19 protein-coding genes and 1 pseudogene are annotated in these 18556 nt (G+C 37.3%); 15 read left to right on the top strand and 5 right to left on the bottom strand.

The window, feature by feature from the left end; genetic code table 11:
* Positions 1 to 39 precede the first annotated feature (39 nt).
* On the top strand, positions 40 to 1386 hold the full coding sequence (locus tag PSF86_RS10610) for a sigma-54-dependent transcriptional regulator (protein WP_277900050.1): 1347 nt from the start codon (positions 40 to 42) through the stop codon (positions 1384 to 1386).
* A 49-nt stretch (positions 1387 to 1435) separates the two neighbouring features.
* A complete protein-coding gene (locus PSF86_RS10605; protein ID WP_335965105.1) occupies positions 1436 to 2719 on the top strand; it encodes a sensor histidine kinase in 1284 nt (427 codons plus the stop codon).
* Between the two features lie 198 nt (positions 2720 to 2917).
* Here the strand turns inward: PSF86_RS10605 and PSF86_RS10600 are convergent, their stop codons facing one another.
* Both PSF86_RS10600 and PSF86_RS10595 read right to left on the bottom strand, forming a co-directional pair.
* Positions 2918 to 3523, bottom strand: coding sequence for a mobile mystery protein B (locus PSF86_RS10600; protein WP_277900048.1), 606 nt, complete (start codon positions 3521 to 3523; stop codon positions 2918 to 2920).
* Entirely contained in the window at positions 3514 to 3978 is a 465-nt protein-coding gene (locus tag PSF86_RS10595; protein ID WP_277900047.1) for a mobile mystery protein A, read from the bottom strand. Before PSF86_RS10595 ends, PSF86_RS10600 begins: the two co-directional genes overlap by 10 nt.
* Before the next feature lie 169 nt (positions 3979 to 4147).
* On the opposite strand from PSF86_RS10595, the pseudogene PSF86_RS17870 reads away from it, so the two are divergent.
* The 4 genes and pseudogenes from PSF86_RS17870 to PSF86_RS10575 form a co-directional block, all read left to right on the top strand.
* Positions 4148 to 4292: pseudogene (locus PSF86_RS17870) on the top strand (ATP-binding protein); the annotation flags it as partial.
* Positions 4293 to 4566: 274 nt separating this feature from the next.
* A complete protein-coding gene (locus tag PSF86_RS10585; RefSeq protein WP_277900046.1) occupies positions 4567 to 4809 on the top strand; it encodes a hypothetical protein in 243 nt (80 codons plus the stop codon).
* Positions 4809 to 5090 carry a type II toxin-antitoxin system RelE/ParE family toxin gene (locus PSF86_RS10580; protein ID WP_277900045.1) on the top strand — a complete coding sequence of 94 codons (282 nt, stop codon included), beginning with the start codon at positions 4809 to 4811 and terminating at the stop codon, positions 5088 to 5090. Before PSF86_RS10585 ends, PSF86_RS10580 begins: the two co-directional genes overlap by 1 nt.
* Positions 5091 to 5700: 610 nt before the next feature.
* Positions 5701 to 6042: a single-stranded DNA-binding protein gene (locus PSF86_RS10575; protein ID WP_277900044.1), complete on the top strand. Its 342-nt coding sequence runs from the start codon at positions 5701 to 5703 to the stop codon at positions 6040 to 6042.
* Positions 6043 to 6161: 119 nt separating this feature from the next.
* Here PSF86_RS10575 and PSF86_RS17865 read toward each other — a convergent pair whose 3' ends face one another.
* Together PSF86_RS17865 and PSF86_RS10570 are read right to left on the bottom strand one after the other, a co-directional pair.
* On the bottom strand, positions 6162 to 6578 hold the full coding sequence (locus PSF86_RS17865) for an RNA polymerase sigma factor (RefSeq protein WP_407933321.1): 417 nt from the start codon (positions 6576 to 6578) through the stop codon (positions 6162 to 6164).
* A gap of 274 nt (positions 6579 to 6852) precedes the next feature.
* A complete protein-coding gene (locus tag PSF86_RS10570; RefSeq protein WP_277900043.1) occupies positions 6853 to 7386 on the bottom strand; it encodes a dihydrofolate reductase family protein in 534 nt (177 codons plus the stop codon).
* 380 nt (positions 7387 to 7766) lie between these two features.
* On the opposite strand from PSF86_RS10570, the gene PSF86_RS10565 reads away from it, so the two are divergent.
* Positions 7767 to 8570, top strand: coding sequence for a hypothetical protein (locus tag PSF86_RS10565; RefSeq protein ID WP_277900042.1), 804 nt, complete (start codon positions 7767 to 7769; stop codon positions 8568 to 8570).
* A 735-nt stretch (positions 8571 to 9305) separates the two neighbouring features.
* Here PSF86_RS10565 and PSF86_RS10560 read toward each other — a convergent pair.
* Positions 9306 to 9560, bottom strand: coding sequence for a DUF983 domain-containing protein (locus tag PSF86_RS10560; RefSeq protein ID WP_277900041.1), 255 nt, complete (start codon positions 9558 to 9560; stop codon positions 9306 to 9308).
* A gap of 277 nt (positions 9561 to 9837) precedes the next feature.
* Here PSF86_RS10560 and PSF86_RS10555 point away from each other — a divergent pair, with 277 nt between their 5' ends.
* The 8 genes from PSF86_RS10555 to PSF86_RS10520 all read left to right on the top strand — a co-directional run bounded on the left by PSF86_RS10555 (position 9838) and on the right by PSF86_RS10520 (position 18525).
* Complete coding sequence (locus tag PSF86_RS10555) at positions 9838 to 10641, top strand: helix-turn-helix domain-containing protein (protein ID WP_277900040.1); 804 nt, start codon at positions 9838 to 9840, stop codon at positions 10639 to 10641.
* A 267-nt stretch (positions 10642 to 10908) separates the two neighbouring features.
* Positions 10909 to 11331, top strand: coding sequence for a VOC family protein (locus PSF86_RS10550; RefSeq protein WP_277900039.1), 423 nt, complete (start codon positions 10909 to 10911; stop codon positions 11329 to 11331).
* A gap of 156 nt (positions 11332 to 11487) precedes the next feature.
* A complete protein-coding gene (locus PSF86_RS10545; protein ID WP_277900038.1) occupies positions 11488 to 11925 on the top strand; it encodes a VOC family protein in 438 nt (145 codons plus the stop codon).
* 31 nt (positions 11926 to 11956) lie between these two features.
* Positions 11957 to 12685, top strand: a complete 729-nt coding sequence (locus PSF86_RS10540; RefSeq protein ID WP_277900037.1) for a sulfite exporter TauE/SafE family protein — start codon at positions 11957 to 11959, stop codon at positions 12683 to 12685.
* A gap of 123 nt (positions 12686 to 12808) precedes the next feature.
* Complete coding sequence (locus PSF86_RS10535) at positions 12809 to 14374, top strand: DUF1254 domain-containing protein (RefSeq protein WP_277900036.1); 1566 nt, start codon at positions 12809 to 12811, stop codon at positions 14372 to 14374.
* A gap of 95 nt (positions 14375 to 14469) precedes the next feature.
* Positions 14470 to 15555, top strand: a complete 1086-nt coding sequence (locus PSF86_RS10530; protein WP_277900035.1) for a DUF1254 domain-containing protein — start codon at positions 14470 to 14472, stop codon at positions 15553 to 15555.
* A 144-nt stretch (positions 15556 to 15699) separates the two neighbouring features.
* Positions 15700 to 16422, top strand: a complete 723-nt coding sequence (locus PSF86_RS10525; protein ID WP_277900034.1) for a transporter family protein — start codon at positions 15700 to 15702, stop codon at positions 16420 to 16422.
* A 375-nt stretch (positions 16423 to 16797) separates the two neighbouring features.
* The gene (locus tag PSF86_RS10520; protein WP_277900033.1) at positions 16798 to 18525 is read left to right on the top strand and encodes an LTA synthase family protein; all 1728 of its coding nucleotides are present in this window, start codon (positions 16798 to 16800) and stop codon (positions 18523 to 18525) included.
* Positions 18526 to 18556 lie beyond the last annotated feature (31 nt).

The raw sequence follows: 18556 nt of genomic DNA, 5'->3' as shown, positions 1-18556 counted from the left end.
CATTTTTAGTAAGTCTGATAATATTGTAATATTGTATGTATGCGCTTAAAGGACATTAAAATATTGATTCTAGATGATGACAGTGATGTGCTCATTGCCCTTCGTCTGTTGTTAAAATCTAAAGTAAAGGAAGTTGTTGTGGAAAAAAGACCAAACAACATTATGTCACTTTTTGAAAAAAACAATTTTGACATTGTTATTTTGGATATGAACTTTAACGGACTTGTAAATACGGGAAATGAGGGGATTTACTGGTTGAAAAAAATAAAGCAATTGAGTCCCGCTACCGATGTTATTTTAATTACGGCCTATGGCGATATAGATCTGGCCGTCAGGTCGCTTAAAGAGGGCGCTTCTGATTTTATTGTAAAGCCATGGGAGAATGAAAGGCTCGTGCAAACATTACACGAACTTACCGAGAAAAAAGGCAAGAAAAAACCAGCGCGCAGCTCCCTGAAGACCGAAGCAGGAAAAATTATCGGTGAAAGCGCGGTGATCAAAGATGTTTTTTTTAAACTTGAAAAAATAGCTCCTACCGATGCCAATGTCCTTATACTCGGTGAAAACGGTACCGGAAAAGACCTTATAGCCAGTGCTATTCACGAGAATTCCCTGCGAAAAGACAAACCGTTTGTGAAAGTAGATGTAGGGGCATTGACGGCCTCCTTGTTTGAGAGTGAATTGTTTGGGTATAAAAAAGGAGCTTTTACCGATGCCCGTGAGGATCGGAAAGGAAGGTTTGAAATTGCATCGGGGGGCACCCTTTTTTTAGATGAAATAGGGAATATTTCACTTCAGCAGCAAGCCAGGCTTTTAACGGTACTGCAAAACAGGCAAATAACGCCTCTAGGGTCAAATGAACCAATTCCTGTGGACATCCGGTTACTATGTGCCACTAATTTGGAATTAACCGTCCTGGCCGATGAAAATAGGTTCCGCAAAGATTTGATATACCGCATCAATACCGTAGAGCTTACGATTCCGCCTTTAAGAGCTCGCGGAGGCGATATAAAATTATTGACAAATCATTTTATAAACATGTATGCGGAAAAGTATTTTAAAGATTCCTTTACCGTAGATGCAAGCTTTACGGAAAAACTGAAGGATTACAAGTTCCCGGGAAATGTAAGAGAGCTCCAGTACGCATTGGAGAGGGCTGTTATTATGGCGGAAGGTCAAACATTAACGGCCGGGGATTTGATGTTCTCTCCTATCGAGAAGTTTCAGGACACGGTTTGTGAAAATGATTTAACGCTCGAGACCATGGAGAAAAATACCATCCTAAAGGTCGTGGAAAAAAACAACGGAAACATATCCAAATCCGCCAAGGAGTTGGGAATTACCAGAACTGCACTTTACCGAAGACTCAACAAGTATGGTTTATAACAACTACAAAATTGTATTCATTACGAGGATCATCATACTATTTATACTGTTGGCATTACTGGCGTATTCCGTTACTATTTTAAATGGATACATCATCATCGTGGCCGCTACAGGGAGTTTTATGGCTGCTTATAGCCTCTATAAATTCACGGTGAAACGGTTTGTGGAAATCGATGATTTTTTTGAAGCGGTCAGGTACAGGGACTTTTCCAGGTGGTATTCAGAGAAACACGGTTCTAAAGATATGCAAAGGCTTCATCGGGGATTTAATGAAGTGAACAGGACCATCAAGGATATAAACAGCCAAAAGGAGACACAATACCTGTACCTGCAAAAAATTCTGGAGGTAGTACAGGTGGGGATCATCGCTTACGATATAAAAACGGGCGGGGTATTATGGATCAATGAATCCTTAAAGAGAATGCTTGACATTCCTTCCATAAAAAACATCAGTTTTATCGAAAGCAGGAAGCAGGATCTGTATGAGCGCCTTTTTGTTGTAAACCATGCCAATTCAGCATCGGTCACACTCGAGATAGGAAATGAAAAAAGTAAAATGTTGGTTTCGAACGCTATCTTTGAAGTGGCTTCCAATACGTTTAAATTAGTGGTGCTGCAAAATATTGATGATACCCTTAACAAAAATGAATCGGAAGCCTGGAAAAAATTATTGAGCGTGATGACCCATGAAATCATGAATTCCATTGCGCCTATCAGTTCACTGGCGGAGACCTTAAAAGGAAGTATTCAGGAATCTATGGAAGCCCCTGAGCTCTATCCGTTGATTACAGAAGATTTATACGAGGGTATTGAAAGTATTAAAAAACGAAGTGACGGCTTGATGAAATTTGCCAAAACGTATCGAAGTTTAAATAAGATCACGCAGCTGAACCCGCATCTTACCAAAGTTGAAGAGCTCTTTCACAGCATCAACAGGCTGATGCTGCCTTCCCTGGAAGCAAAAGGGGTTTTGATAGCTTTTGAAATACATCCGTTGGAACTTGAACTGGAAATCGATGCCTACTTAATCGAACAGGTTTTGATTAACCTGATCTTAAATGCAGTTGACGCCTGTGTAAAAACAGCAACACCTACAATTAAGGTTTTGGCCAATCAGTCTGTAAACGGAAATACGATCATTAGGGTTACCGATAACGGAAGGGGAATCCCGGAAGAAATTATGGATACGGTATTCGTGCCTTTCTACAGCACCAAAAAAAATGGAAGCGGTATCGGTTTGAGCCTGTGCAAACAGATTATGCTATTGCACCGGGGAAAGGTTCAAATACAAAGTGTCGTGGGCAGAGGCACAACCATTAGTTTGGTATTTTAACCTGCTAACACCCTTAAGAATTGCTCCTAATTGAATAAAGTACGACCCAAGGGCCAACACACAGGCAGCCGATACGTTCCATGTGATGAGGTAGTCAATCCCCCAATTCATGTATTTCAATAAATCTTAATTCAAGACAAATCCTTAATTGGATAAAAATGAATACAAGTTGGATATATCTAAAGATAAACCTTGTTATTATGATCGGGCAAAAGCAATCAAATCTTTTAAATCCCCATTATCGGCTTTTTTTAGCGCTTTTATATACGTGTCACGTACTTCACTTTTATTGATCAAGTTATTACGCCCCCAAGTAAATTTTGGCTTTTTGAAAATATGCTTCATAACGATGTCAGCCATTAAACGGGAATGCCGACCATTACCATTGGTAAACAAATGAATGGCAACCATTTCGTGTTTAAAGCGTATTGCAATCTCTTCTTCGGAATATGTACTGTTTTCAATCCAAAACCTACAATCACCCAACAGTTGGCGAAGCCTTATAGGTACTTGGTGCCATGATATACCAATAGTCTTTTCACTTTGTCTGAACTGTCCTGCCCAAGCCCAAACATCGCTTAGCATCTTTTTGTGGACACCCATAATAAAATCTTCGGTGAGGATTTTATCGGTTTTAAACTTTCTTCTAATAAGATAATATTCAACAGCTTTTTGGATATTGAGTTGCTCAAATTCGTCCAGTTCTTCACGTGTGGTAATCGTTGGAATGAGCAGCCCTTCCATTTCTTCTTCGCTCAAAGGTGTCTGACCTGTGACGTAACCCATATCGTCTTTTAATCCCATAGGTAGCGTGGCATTTCTTCAACTATTTCTTTTGTCTTTTCATCAATAGCTTTTTGTAATCTTTTATCGGTGTTTTCTTGGTCTTCCAATGCCATCGTATTCGATGTTGCCCTGACGATTTCCAAAGCCAATGCTCTTGCTCTTTTTTCGATTGTCTTTTCAATGGAACCATCCACGGGAACAAAACCATAGACAAGTTTCATATTTAAAGCTTTCCCGGCTTCCTCTAAACTTTTTAAGGTAATAGAGCCTTCTTTTTCTCTTTTTTCATACCCTTCAACGGCTGGAGGTGTTACCCCTAAACGTTCGCCAAATTGCCTTAAAGACATTTTATAGGTTTTGCGAATAACATGTAACCAACCTTTGTCAGGTATGGTAATATTTAGCAAAGGTGTATAAACTTTTAGTTTATTGTCCAATTGTTCTATTATTAATCTATGTTTTGAATCTTTCATAAGATGAGTCTTATTTTTTAAATTTAAAAGGTTATATATAATATACAAATATATACTTATATATTTATAAAAATATTTAAAATATAAATTTATAGCTATATATTAAACTATTTAAAACAAACTTATAAGTTTATGAATTAAAAAACGAAATATATAAAAAATCCATATAATCTACCTTGCGGATACCGGTACAGGAGTCGATAAAGAAATAGAAAACAAGGTCTTTTTGCCTTTTTTTACCACCCGGAAAGATGGTGCGGGAATCGGCCTCACCCTTTCCAAAAATAGTAGAGGTTCACGGAGGGTATTTAAGCCTTGACCAAGTCAGGCACACACTACCTTTGTTATCTCCTTTCCTTTATAATTTCCAGTTTGTTAGCAAAAACACAAAAGACATATTCTTTTGCAATTTTGGATTGTTGCTCAGGTCTTTTTATTATGGCAATAAATAGTGCCCTGTCAGTGTCATTCATCATTTTAAAATGATAGCAGTTTTACGACGATTGCGTAAAATAATTATGATTACAGAAGTGTAGAGTGGATTTTAACTAAATTATTACCTCTTTTTGGTATCTTTGTCTTATGGATATGCAAGCACTTAAATTAGATCTTATCAATTGGTTAGTCAATCTTAAGGATGAAGCTGTTTTGAGCAAACTAAAATCGCTCAAAAATAGTACGCCCAACAAAGATTGGTACGATGACCTTTCCGAAGCATACCAACAGGATATTCAAAAGGGATTGGACGATATTGCCAATGGACGAGTAGTTCCCCATGAGCAGGTTATGGCTAAAGTTAAGTCTAAAATCAATCAGCTTAAAAATAGCTAATGTATCAAATCGTCTGGTCTATCCATGCTCAACATACGTATTTGGATATTATTGAGCAAATTTTTTCTAACTGGAACATTGATATCGTTGAACGTTTTGAGAATCAAACTTATGAGGTTATCGACACGCTCAGAACACAGCCCTTTTTAGGTAAAACTTCTGATTTTGAGGGGTTGCACAAATATGTTATAAATACGCGTGTATCATTGGTTTACAGGGTAAATTCCAATACCATAGAACTGGTTACTTTTATCTTCAACAAAAGCGACCATATTTTTTAATATCAAAATTTATGATGTCAAGTTTAGTTTATTGGATGGAAGTTGTTGACGATTTCGTGCAGGTTTTCCAATGACCATTTCAGGAGTATGTTCCATCACGCCCAACTTTCCATTTTTCTAAAAAGCTATCCTCGGTAAATCCTTCTTGGGGATTTTCTGTCGAATAGCTGAAAATGGGAAAGTTGCTTCCCGCCATTTTAAGGGTTTTATCATAAAAGAAGCCTTCTCTTGTTTTCCGGGTCAGCGGAAAAACAAGGCAGGGAAGTAAGGGGTTCTATGCCGCTACGATTTTTTTGTTCACTTAACTTTCCGTAACGTTCACACAAAAATGAACCGCCCAAGAATCCCTAATCCCCTTATGGAACCTCTCAAGGTTATACTAAGTTTTGCTCACAAATAAGGCTTCTACTTCCTTGTGAAAACCCAACAGGGTTTACCTGCGTCGCAGACACTCCTGATTTCTTCCCAAAAACCTTGACAGAACCCACTTCTTTTATGGGTGCTGTGCACGCAAGAAGGCAAACAAACACCCCTTAAAATGTAAATGCTCGCTATCCAAAGCGAGGTACACGGAACAGGGGAAATTAGTAACCTTTTAAATTTTTTAGTTATGAGTACTTTAAAAAATCAAGTGCAACTGATCGGAAATGTGGGGCAGGAACCACAGGTAACCGTTTTGGAAAACGGCAAAAAAGTAGCCCGGATCTCACTGGCCACCAATGAGAACTTTAAAAACTCCAAAGGAGAGAAGCAGACCAATACCGATTGGCACCAGCTCGTGGCCTGGGGAAAAGTGGCTTCCCTTATCGAGGAGTATGTGTTTACCGGTAAAGAAATCGCCGTACAGGGAAAACTCTCTTCCCGCTCCTATGAGGATAAAGAAGGCGTAAAACGTCATGTAACCGAAGTGGTCGTTTCAGAAATTTTATTCCTTGGAGGAAGTCCTAAGTAATCAAGACAAGAGCAGGCTCCCCCGGCCTGCTCTGTTTTTAACTATTTTTAAAATCGTATAGTTATGTTAAGCAAAGTAAGCGAAATACAGCTCACCTATAAAGACGTTTTTTTGACCAGTCACACCACTTGATATTTCATGTCCTCTAGGACACAGAGGATAAAGACTTTTTTACATTTGTCAGGTAAAAGATCCAACTCTTTAAGGATTTCTTTTTCGGATTTAAGAAATGCGGAAGTATGTTCCGTTGAATCATTCTCCTTGCTTAGAACAATCAATTCGATATCCTTATTCAGCATATCGGCTGTTTTTTGCTTTTTTGCTTGTTTGATCGAAGCATTTATAACCGATTTATATATATAACTTTTGAGGTCTGAGATGTGGTCGAGTCTTATCTTTTCCAAGAGGGCAAGAAAAACGTCTTGTACAATATCCTTTGCTTTATCAACATCATGTATGTACGAGTATGATTTTTTACATAAATCAATGTAATACAAATTAAAAAGGTTTTGGAGGTGTTTTTTATGTAAAGACAACAGGAATAATATTAATGAACGGTTATAAAAGCGGTTAAAAGTATAAATAATTAACAAATTATCTAAAATAACTTTTATGATTTATGAATTCTCCTTAGTCTGTATAGAGTATTGGATGTGGATAGAAATTATAATTCTTTTGATTGATTGCAAATACTATCTTTTAGGAGGGTTCTTGGCTTTTAGGCATTTAAGTTTTCAATGCATTAGAAATCCCGTACTTTGCTTAAATAGACTTTTATTCTTAAAGGTGTCGTGCCCTTTTACACCGTAACTATTTTTTTCGCTTGTAATGTAACTGCGTTAACCCAGTGTCGAATGTTTTTACAGTGATAAATTCAAGCAATTGTTCGGGCCTGCCGTCTTTGAACAATCGGGTTCCATTACCTAATAATACGGGGACAACTGAAATGATAAATGTATCGATCAAGTCATTTTTTAGAAGTTCATTTATTACTTCTGCACCTCCATCACAATAAATACCCTTCCCGTTCTCAGCTTTTAATTGTTGAACCAAATCGGTCAAGCTTCCTGTATAAAAGGTTGTCCTGCCTGCTTTTGGTTTTTGGGTCCGGGTAATAACATACACATCCCTTTGCCCATTGTCATAATGAGATGGACCAATTTCCTTAAGCACGTAATCATAGGTTTTTCTACCAACAATTAGGGTATCAATTGTATCAGTAAATTGCGTGTATCCGTAATCTTCACCTTCTTTTTCTACTAATTTTAAGAAATTGAGGTCGTCATTGGGTTTTGCGATATAGCCGTCTAAACTTGTGGCAATGAAAAGTGATATTTTACGCATTTATCCTAAATTTTAATGTGACTGCAAAATTAATGTATGCAAACTGTAGTGCCTTGTAAAAATACAATAATTTAAAGTTGCGATAGCTCATTTTTTATTTTGTGGGCGGTATTGGTCAGACTTGAGTGGTCTGGCAATCATGTTCTAGAACAAGGACTGAAAGACGGTAACAAATTGTCATTTGACTCGTCTAAATGGAACTAATATGTTTTTATATGCGAATGACCCTCCTTTTGATATCGACCATTTTTTATTTAAATGCTTTTGCCCAAAGCCCTACTATAGAACCATTTAAAAGGGACCGTTTATTAATTGTCAAAAAGAAACCTAAAAAGGGGTTTTATCACGACTATATTATATTTGTCCCAAAGGGGACGCCTATGGACAAAGAAACATTCCTGCTGGTGGAACCAAACAACACTGGTAGGGCTTCGGACAGTATTACGGTCCACAGAGATCATGCAATTGATTTGGCATCGGTAAGTTCTGTAGGAAATAATGCCGCCACGATGCTAAAAATACCCTTGCTTGTCCCGGTTTTTCCGAGGCCGGCATCCAGGGAATTAATATATACCCATGCTTTGGACAGGGATGTTATCTTGGAAAAATCAGTTGAGCTAAAGCGCCTAGACTTACAATTACTGGCCATGGTAGACGATGGGAAAAGGGTATTGGACTCTATGGGGATTAAAGTTGACTCAAAAATTTTCATGAATGGTTTTTCAGCCTCGGCTACGTTTACAAATCGGTTTTCTTTTATTCATCCGGAGCTTATAAAAGCACTGGCCATTGGGGGATTTAATGGAGAACTTATGCTTCCTCAAAATAAAATCAATGGGGTCTCATTAAATTATCCCATTGGGATAAATGATTTTACGGAGCTGTTCGGGAAAGAATTTGCTATTCATGCCTATCAAAAGATTCCTCAGTTCATTTATATGGGGGAGTTAGATCAAAATGATGCTGTACAATTTACTGATGCCTACAGTGATGATGAACGCCAGGCAATTAACCACAATATTGGGGCAAAGGTACAGGAGCGGTATCTGCAATGTCAGGAACTTTATCGGGAAAAGAGGATCTTCCCAATTTTCAAAACCTATAAGGACGTAGGTCATTGGACTGCCCCGGCGATGAATTTTGAGGTCATAAAATTCTTTTTTAGTCAAATGCAGGAAAAATAAAAAATCAATGCAATCCATAGCCCATTCCTTGGCCCATATCCAAATCCCGCATTGATTCCCATGCTAAACGCAAAAACCCATTCTCCGCCCCAGAACTCATTATACCCCATACCCCGCCCAATGCCGATTCCACACTTTTACATCCTTAAAAGCCGCATCCGTTAATAGCAATTCCCAATCATTTAAATAGTTTCTCTATACCTGTTTATTACCCTCAAAACTCTCCTTCAGCCAAAATCACTTTCGTTTCCAATACGCATATTCCTGTCCCTTTTAGGGAGGGCTACATTATTAGCACCCTTTTTCCCAAATCTTTCCATGGCTAATACTATTTTGCATGGTGTTAGAGATTTCCATATAAATATTTCTCTACTTCAGCTACGGTATACGGATGTATTAATTCGACCCTTAGGTCATTTGAAAAAAGTTATGCAAACTGCTAAATAGCAGTAAATTATAATTCATTATTTTTATGCTTGTGCAGTGTGCAAAAATACTTGTTTGTCCAATGGTAAAATGAATAACTAAAGAAGAATGCCTATAGCTATTTACCGCAAGGGTTTGTCAATTTAATAAAGCGGGGCGGGTTGAATGCCTGCATTATAAAAACCATGGAAATGTCTATGAGGAGATTGGCAGAAAACGGATGGATATTGCCATGATTGGAAAATATGTTTAATATCTACCTGATTATTGTTTTAGACCCAAGCAGGGTTTGCTGCGGGGATGTTCGAATCAGCTTGAAGGCTTCCTTAACAAATACATCCATATGACCCTTGATTTCCTGAAGTTAAAGGTACTTGCCAAAATAGCCATTATACATATGATGGACAAGGTGTATAAATAGCTCATGCCAAACACAAAAATGCTTAAAATGAAAACGCTGAACATTTCTGAAACTGCCAAGGCGTAACTAATGTACATGGCCCCAAAGAAATAACCCGGTTCTCTTTCAAAACTATACCCGCATTGGTCACATTGTTTTTTCATCTTTGGCATTTGAAAAAGTATGGGATTGCCTTTTGTTAAGAAAACGGAACTGCTTTTACAATTGGGACATTTTTCTTTTAAGATGTTTAACATTGTATCCATTTTAAATTATTTAGATGCTGGCAAAGGTCAGTATTTAATATAGTTAATTTGTTGTTCTATTGGAGTTATAATTTGTACTTTTAAGACATTATATTAGGTGTAAGGTTTGATGCGGGATATTAAAATATTACAACTCAGGGATTTTGATCGACAAGAAATTAAAGGGCATTTTTATGTGAATCTCCTTGAAGATCATTTAGTACAGCATGATCGTGAAATCAGGGGTTTGCATAAACACGATTTCTTTTTGGTAGTGATTTTTACCTCAGGGTCGGGTTTTCATGAAATAGATTTTAATACCTATGAGGTAAAACCGGGAAGTATTTTTATGCTCAGACCTGGACAAACCCACTATTGGGAACTTTCAAAAAATAGCAGGGGGTATATTTTCTTTCATGATCAGTACTTCTATGAATCTCCTTATTTAAAACGCTCTGTTTATGACTTTCCTTTTTATGGCTCCATTCACAATCCTCCTTTTTTATATTTAGATGTTGAATTGCTGTCCGGAACCGTTGTGAAATTTAAAGAGCTGCTTTCCATTTATAAAGAGGCTGCATATATGAGAAACAGGAGGTTACAAAGCTTGACGGATTTGATATATAGTGAAATCTCTGAAATGTATTTATTACAGGAAAATGTTGAAAAAGTAAAATCAAATGTATACTTAAAGCAATTCAGGGCCTTTGAAGGGCTGTTGGAGGAATTCTACAGGGTTAACAGATATCCGTCTTATTATGCGGAAAAGATGCACATCACTCCAAAGCACCTCAATCGAATCGTGAAGACTACTATTGGTAAGAGCGCTACCGAATTAATTAATGAGAGGGTATTATTAGAGGCCAAGAGGATGATCGTGTCCGCTGTTGGGTCATTGTCAGAGATAGCTTATAGTTTGGGTTTTGAGGATTATGCTTATTTTTCAAGGTGGTTTAAATTAAGAACCGGAAAGGAACCGTCAAAAATGATAAAAGGCTGATCGTGTTGTCAGAGAATAAAACGTCTCAGGACATACCATTTATGTCTGCTATTTTCCTAAAACCGGGAATGGAAAGGATGCAGGCGATTTGGGATAAATTAATGATTGAGTATTATTCATTCCAATCCAAAGGCATCTTTGGAAATGCCCCCTGGGGTCGGTTGTTGACGGCGAAACAATATTTTACTGGCTAAATATACTTTAAAACTAATTATTTGCTACTTTAGTATAGTGACAGTATACGCTATAACCTTATAAAATCAAATTATGGCAGTTATAAACCCTCACATTAACTTCAATGGAAATGCCGAGGAAGCATTCAATTTTTACAAATCGGTCTTTGGTGGAGATTTTGTAAAAATTGTGCGTTTTAAAGAAATATCAGATCCTGAACATCCAATAGCGGAAAAGGATTTAAACAAGCTAATGCATATCGCACTGCCTATTGGCAAAAACTTTTTAATAGCCAATGACGTTCCGGAAAGCATGGGACGGGTTAATGAAAAGGAAAACAGGTCTAAGATATCTGTTGCTGCCGATAGCCGAGAAGAGGCCAAGAGGTTATTTAATGGGTTGTCAGCGGGGGGCGATGTTGAAGTGCTTAATGAGGGCAGTAATATGAACTCGTTTTTTGGAATGTTCAGGGACAAGTTCGGTATTGAATGGATAGTGAGCTTTGACGCTATATAAAATCGACAAGGAAATTTCAAAAACAGAAAATCCGGTTTGAAAACCGATTATGTGATACTGAAAGGGAGCTTGTGGAAAAGAAAAATTAGTAATAATAAAAAGCCATACAACAGAGACTTTGACACGTTGTAAGTGGACAATCAAAAAACAAATACGATGGCGGATAATAGAAACAAAGCGGAAAAATCAACTTCTCCTATTGATACGACCATACCAAAAGTAACAGGTGTTGGAGGAATATTCTTTTGTTCCGAATATCCGGACAAAACGAAAAAATGGTACGTTAAAAATCTGGGAATTGAAATCAATGATTGGGGTTCATCGAGTTTTGAGTCCAGAAACCTTCACAATCCTGATACGATAAATTCGCTCCAATGGAAACCTTTTAAAAACGGCGATAAATATTTTTCACCTTCAAAAAAGGACTTTATGATTAACTATCGGGTTCAAAACATCGAAGGGCTTTTGTGCAAGCTAAAAGAAAATGGGGTAACCATACTTGATAATATAACGGCTTATGACGGGATTGGGAAATTTGCCCATATCATGGATTTGGATAACAACAAAATAGAATTATGGGAACCCGAAAATTAAGAGAACAGGGTTCCGATAAAGCATGTGTTTAATGACCTTTTACATTTTAGTAATTATCTTTATTGCTACACTAGTCCGTTCCACCTTTGGTTTCGGGGAATCTTTGATTGCTGTTCCATTGCTTGTTCTTTTAATGCCTATCGAAATTGCCGTTCCGCTTTCTGTACTAATTTCGATTTTAATTGCAGCATTTGTAGTGGTGCAGGACCGAAAACAAATACATTTTAACAGTGCAAAATGGTTGATAATTTTTGCAGCTATGGGAATTCCGATTGGATTATTACTGCTGGTTTACGGAAATGAAAACCTGATAAAATTAATTTTAGGATTCCTTATCATTTTATACTCAATTTATTCCTTGTTTTCTAAGGACCGTTTTAAATTAAAAACTGATAATAAATTTTGGTTGTTTTTCTGTGGGTTTTTTTCAGGCGTATTTGGGGGAGCATACGGCCTAAATGGGCCTCCACTTGTCATATATGGAAATATGCGTAATTGGACAGCTAAAAATTTTAGGGCTACTTTGCAGGCTTATTTTTTGCCTGCAAGCACTATAGGAATGTTTGGCTATTGGTACAAAGGGCTTTGGGTTTCGACAGTCACATACTATTTTTTGATTTCTATTCCGGTCATCGTTCCTGCCATTCTCCTGGGAAGATATTTTAACCGCCGATTAAAGGATGGTACGTTTTTAAGATATGTTTATTGTGGTTTAATTGCCGTGGGCATTGTATTATTAGGGCACTCGTTAAGAAGGTAACGGAATTGAAGAATAAAAAAGGAAGCTTAAAATGCCCATATAATTTAATTTCTTTATCTTTAGGAGAGATTTCCCTCTCCCCTGCACTACACTATAACGTACCATTACTTAATATAAAAACCAATGAAAAAAATAACCATGGTATTTTTGTGCATATCTACTTTTCTTGGATGTGTACAAAATAAAACGGAGGAAAAACAAACAGCAAGTTCTTCATCCACTGAAAACGGAGGAAGCCATTACGAACAATTAGCGAGCCTGCCTTTTGAAAGCGGGTATCCGACCGAAGAGAACAGTTCTAAAATTTTAGCCGATGAATTGTACTTTCAGCGGGCCACACAAGTATATTTATGGGCCCTGCCGGCGGTAAATATGTATGCCATGAAAGAAGGTTTGGGAAAAACCTTTGGCGAAGGCTACAATGTAATATCGGTTTTTGAAAAACGCTTAAAGCCCAATACGGTTATTACCACACCAAACTCAGACGTTATTTATGCACTGGGTTTTGCCGATTTAAGTAAGACCGGACCATTGGTGCTCGACGTACCACCCATGCTCCAGGGATTATTAGATGACTATTGGCACAGGCCTTTACAAGGCCCCAAAAGGCCCGACGGCACCCATTTCTTGGGCGACATCGGCTTCCCCGGGCCCGATAAGGGAAAAGGGGGCAAATATATAGTTGTTCCCGAGGGGTATAAAGGAAAAGTCCCCAATGGCTATTTTGTATATACCAGTAAGACCAATGGTGTTTTTATTTTTCAAAGAGGCTTTTTTAAGTCGGTGGATAATTTAGAACCCGGGATAAAAGGCGTAGAAGGGATAAAGGTTTACCCGCTGGAAGGTGAGGCAAAACCTATGGATTTCCAACATGCTTCAGATATCGACTCATATGCATTATTTTCTCATGATGCCAGTTATTTTGAAATGCTGGACCGCTTTATCCAAAGTGACAAGGTAGACGATGTAGATCCCTATATGCATGGAATGCTTGCAGCTATTGGTATAAAAAAAGGCAAAAAGTTTAGCCCATCGGCCCATGAAAAAGAACTGTTGGACAAAGCGGCCGAAACGGCCTGGCGTATGGCCAAGAATATTTCGGCAAATTTTGATGAAGAAAAAGATGGAATTTGGTGGAAAGACAGAAAATGGGTCGCCCACGCACATACCAAGATAGACGACTTTATGCACACCTTGCTCGATGAAGAGTTCAGGGACCGGGAAACAGGCCATGTAGATGTAAACGCCAAAGCACATATGTATGTTAACCATTATTCCATTAGTACCGGAATGATGTCGTCTATTGTCGGGCTTGGGGCCAAATACGGAAATGCCTATAAAGACAGCGACGGAAATTATTTAATGGGGGAGAACACCTACAAAATAACCTTTCCGCCCAATCCGCCCGCCAAGCTATTTTGGTCATTGACACTTTATGATGCTGCAACGGCCTCGGGAGTGGATGCAGAAGGGCAGGAATACCCATCATTAAACTCCATGAACGATTTGGTTAAAAACGATGATGGTTCCTTTACTTTTTGGGTGGGCCCGAAAAAACCCGATGGAAATGTAAACTGGCTTAAAACCGTTCCCGGAAAAGGCTGGTTTAGCTTGTTCCGATTTTATGGGCCCGACCAAGCATTCTTCGACCGTGAATACAAGGTGGGGGATTTTGAAAAAGTGGAATAGATTTTTATGAAAGACCGCGGGCTTTTCACCATAGGCGAGTGTTTATAATAAGGGTTATTTTTTATATAAGGCATTAAATTTTAAATACATAAAATATGAAAAAAAGAGGTATTATTCTTTCCATATGCTTGGCAATTATTTTAATTGCCTGCAAAGACCAGAAAAAGGAAACAGACAAAGAAAAGACCGCAACAACAGAAGCAGCGGCAAAAGATGCTACAGTGAGTGTGACTAAAGATAATTTTGCCTATGCTATGGCAGATTTGGCCATGCAAAAGGAATTTGTACAGGGGGCGGATAACACTTGGAATCATCACCGCAGACCGATGCCTTTAGATGAGCAACCGGCCCCATTAATGAATAGGGATACCGATTATTCCTTTGCCATTCTCGATGGAGGGGGCGATGTGGCTATTACCCTTCCCGAAAACGATGGTCGATACATGTCTCTGCATGTTGTAAACCATGATCATGTTACGGTAGACGTTTTATATGGCCCTGGCAGGTATGTAATTCCAAAATCTAAAACAACCGATTTCTTTTGGGCTAATGTGCGCATGCAGGTAAATCCAAAAAGTGAAGAGGATATTAAAAAAGTTAATGGGTACCAGGATCAATTAAAAGTTGAACATTTAAATGGTTATAAGCCCAAATCTTTTAAGGTAACCAACTGGAACATGGACGAGTTTAAAAAAGTGCTAGACCATTATGTAGAGATAGCCGGAAAAGAAGGGGTTCGTGGTACTATGGGAACAATAGACAACCCTGTATCCCTAGAAGCCAGAAATCGAGGAGTATCTATTGCTACAGGACTTCTACCAGACAAAGATGCGGTATATCTTACAGAAAAGTATGAGCTTAAAGATGGCGAGACACATAAGGTTACATATCAAATACCTGAAATGAGAGATCCAAAGCTCGGCTTCTATTCCATTACCATATATGGAGATGATCAATATTTAAAAACAGATGAAGGTTCTAACATTAGTAATTCGGAAATTAAATTAAACCCCGATGGTAAAAGCTTTGATATTTACTATGTTCCTAAAGATAAATTTGACGATGTCAAGCAAAACAATAAGCTTTTAATGCCAACACAGCCGTTTTGGATCTGCTTTAGGATATATATGCCTTCTGATGGCGTAGTAAACGGGAATTATAAATTGCCTGAAATTAAGTAAAGATTATACTATAGCAATGCAATGAACTTGAACTATTGCTTTAAAAAACACCCTTGTACTTTTAATAAATTTGTTCTTACAGGGGTGTTTTTATGTATCACTTTAACAATAAATGCTCAATCCGAAACAGCCAATAAACAGGAAATGTCCGTTGAAGAGTTGAGCAAACAAAGGCAAGACCCTGTAGCGGGCATCAAAAGCATTTACTTTCAGGATGTAATTTTATCAATTGGCGAGGGTACTGCCCATTCGTTTTCCATACAGCCGGTCTTCCCCATCAGGATAGCCGAAAACTTAAAAATTATATCATATACCATTATCCCCATCCAATATGTCCCCCCTCTTGCTCCGGGACTGGGATCTAGTTTTGGTTTGGGCAATATTTTAATAAATGGCTATTTTTCGTCTATACAAAAAAAGGGAAAGTTTAGTTGGGGCGTTGGTCCATCCATTCAGTTGCCGACCCGAACCAACGAAAGCCTAGGGAGTAACCGCGTAAGCATAGGGCCATCTGCACTTGTGTATTATGCAGGCGATAAATTTTCCGGCGGGGCAGTTGTACAGAATTATTGGTCTTTGGGAGGTACGGGCATTAATAAGGTAAACTTGTTTAGCTGCCAGTATATAGCATATTACAATCTACCTGAGGGATGGTTTTTAGAGAGCAATACAACAGCTCAGGCAAATTGGTTGGCAGACCAAGGGCAAGAATGGTTTATTCCTGTTGGTGGCGGGGGAGGAAAGACCTTTAAAATTGGCGATGGAAAGCTTTTTTATTGTGCTACGGCACAATTTTTCTATAATGCCGTTAAACCTGATATTGTTGGAGATTGGGAGGCAGTATTACAATTTCAGATTATTTTTTAATGCCATAACAAAAGGGAGTTTTATTTAGTTAAGCTTTTCAATTAATGCTACAAACTATATCTTTATGTTATATAAAATTCCATGGAGCATAATATTCCCAAAAAGTTTAAAACCAACCTAATTAGCTATAGCAATTATTTTTGTGTTATGGCCATCTATTTTTTGGTATTGTTGTTACTAACAAGGGTCCTTGAAATTATACTATATCAAAATAACCATTCTTTGCCGGTTAACTTTTTTGTTTTAATAAAGAGCTCTTGGAAAATAGATTTGATATTTTGGATGCGAAACATCATTATATTTTATACAGCATTTGTCATAGTTTCATTTTTTTCTTTTAAACTATCCAAATTATTGTTCAAGACAATGATGGTTATGTTTCTTCTTTTAGAGCTCTTGTTTATTTTTTATTATAAATCCACGCTCGTATTATTGGGGGCAGATATATTTAGTTATTCATTTAATGATATTTTCCAAACGGTTGCTTCATCGGGAGGCATTGTACTCATGGCCATTATTTCCTTATTAATATACGGTTTGGGGATAGTTACAACTTTAAATTTTTTCAGTAGAAAAGTGAGATTGCATTTAAATGCTTTTCCATTATTTTCCATCCTTATAGGTTTAACATTTATAGGCAATATGATAGCTTTAAAAGGTAATCATTTAGATTTTGCTAATAATATCATTACCAATAAAACACTGCATTTTATAAAATCAACCTATCATTATTATTATCCCTATAATAATGAAACGGATATCTATGCCGAGGCTTATTTAAAAAATCCATTTTCTAGTAAAGCGTTTCGGAAATTCGAATATTCGCAAGTTTCGAATTTTCCATTTCTTCATAAAAGTATAGACGAAGATGTGCTTTCTCCTTTTTTTAGTACAAAAAAAAATAAACCGGATATAGTTTTTATAATCGTTGAGGGTTTGGGAAGGGCTTTTTCTGGAGAAAATGCATATTTAGGCAGTTTCACGCCTTTTTTGGATTCTTTGGCACATAATAGCCTGTATTGGAATAATTTTTTAAGCAATACCGGTCGTACTTTTGGTGTTCTTCCGTCACTTTTTGGATCGCTCCCATTTGCAAAAAACGGCTATTTGGACATGGGAGAAAACATGCCCCAACACCTATCCCTAATCAATTTATTAAAAAACCATGGCTACCATACCAGTTTTTATTATGGAGGAAATGCATCTTTTGATCAGATGGACGTCTTTTTGGAAAAAAATAAAATCGATGCCGTTTTTGATGAGAGCACATTTCCAAAAACATATAAAAAACTGCCAAGTACAAACAACTTTAGCTGGGGTTATGGAGATAAAGAACTATATCAATATTATTTTGAAACAAAAAGGGAAAAGAGTACACGGCCACGTCTGGATATAATCCTTACCATATCAACGCATTCTCCTTTTAAAATCAACAATGCATCTCAATACACAAACCTGTTTGAAAAACATTTAAGCAGCCTCGAACTTTCCACAAAAGAGAAAAACGGTTATAGGAATTATACCGATCAATATACAACTATTCTATATGCCGATACTTCCATAAAACAGTTTTTTGAAAGTTATGAGAAAACGGCCAATTTTGAAAATACAATTTTTGTTATAACCGGTGATCATCGCTTGCCTGAAATACCCATGCAAAATAAAATAGACCGGTACCATGTGCCACTTATAATATATTCCCCTATGTTGAATAAAAGTTCGGCGATTTCTTCAATTTCTTCACATTTTGATGTGGCCCCCAGTATGATTAATTTCTTGTCCCATAATTACCAAATAAAAAAACCAAGGGTGAACAGTTGGTTGGGTTATGGATTGGATACTTTAAAAAGTTTTAGAAATCAACATCAAATCCCACTGATGCAAACAAAGGTCGATTTTGTTGATTATTTGGTAGGGACCTATCATTTAAACAATAATACTTTGTATAAAATGAATGGTCATATGGAAGAATATATTATTGAAAACGACACCCTAAAAACTCAAATAAAAGTAATGTTCGATAATTTTAAGAGAAAGAATGCTGAAATATCAATCAACAAACCAATACTCCCAGATTCTATCATTGTTAAATACCTTCCTTAAATTGCTCTTGAACACAGTATGTATGTAAAGT

Origin of the sequence: Galbibacter pacificus, from assembly GCF_029603165.1 — a bacterium.
GTDB classification, from domain to species: domain Bacteria; phylum Bacteroidota; class Bacteroidia; order Flavobacteriales; family Flavobacteriaceae; genus Galbibacter; species Galbibacter pacificus.
The sequence above is the reverse complement of the archived record's forward strand: the minus strand, read 5'-3'. Positions and strand labels throughout refer to the sequence as shown.

Bases quoted from the DNA above. Each gene is read 5' to 3' on its own strand.
- PSF86_RS10610 (WP_277900050.1), top strand. From the start codon at position 40: ATGCGCTTAAAGGACATTAAAATATTGATTCTAGATGATGACAGTGAT.
- PSF86_RS10600 (WP_277900048.1), bottom strand. From the start codon at position 3,523: ATGGGATTAAAAGACGATATGGGTTACGTCACAGGTCAGACACCTTTG.
- PSF86_RS10595 (WP_277900047.1), bottom strand. From the start codon at position 3,978: ATGAAAGATTCAAAACATAGATTAATAATAGAACAATTGGACAATAAA.
- PSF86_RS10585 (WP_277900046.1), top strand. From the start codon at position 4,567: ATGCAAGCACTTAAATTAGATCTTATCAATTGGTTAGTCAATCTTAAG.
- PSF86_RS10580 (WP_277900045.1), top strand. From the start codon at position 4,809: ATGTATCAAATCGTCTGGTCTATCCATGCTCAACATACGTATTTGGAT.
- PSF86_RS10575 (WP_277900044.1), top strand. From the start codon at position 5,701: ATGAGTACTTTAAAAAATCAAGTGCAACTGATCGGAAATGTGGGGCAG.
- PSF86_RS10570 (WP_277900043.1), bottom strand. From the start codon at position 7,386: ATGCGTAAAATATCACTTTTCATTGCCACAAGTTTAGACGGCTATATC.
- PSF86_RS10565 (WP_277900042.1), top strand. From the start codon at position 7,767: ATGGACAAAGAAACATTCCTGCTGGTGGAACCAAACAACACTGGTAGG.
- PSF86_RS10560 (WP_277900041.1), bottom strand. From the start codon at position 9,560: ATGAAAAAACAATGTGACCAATGCGGGTATAGTTTTGAAAGAGAACCG.
- PSF86_RS10550 (WP_277900039.1), top strand. From the start codon at position 10,909: ATGGCAGTTATAAACCCTCACATTAACTTCAATGGAAATGCCGAGGAA.
- PSF86_RS10545 (WP_277900038.1), top strand. From the start codon at position 11,488: ATGGCGGATAATAGAAACAAAGCGGAAAAATCAACTTCTCCTATTGAT.
- PSF86_RS10540 (WP_277900037.1), top strand. From the start codon at position 11,957: ATGACCTTTTACATTTTAGTAATTATCTTTATTGCTACACTAGTCCGT.
- PSF86_RS10535 (WP_277900036.1), top strand. From the start codon at position 12,809: ATGAAAAAAATAACCATGGTATTTTTGTGCATATCTACTTTTCTTGGA.
- PSF86_RS10530 (WP_277900035.1), top strand. From the start codon at position 14,470: ATGAAAAAAAGAGGTATTATTCTTTCCATATGCTTGGCAATTATTTTA.
- PSF86_RS10525 (WP_277900034.1), top strand. From the start codon at position 15,700: ATGTCCGTTGAAGAGTTGAGCAAACAAAGGCAAGACCCTGTAGCGGGC.
- PSF86_RS10520 (WP_277900033.1), top strand. From the start codon at position 16,798: ATGTTTCTTCTTTTAGAGCTCTTGTTTATTTTTTATTATAAATCCACG.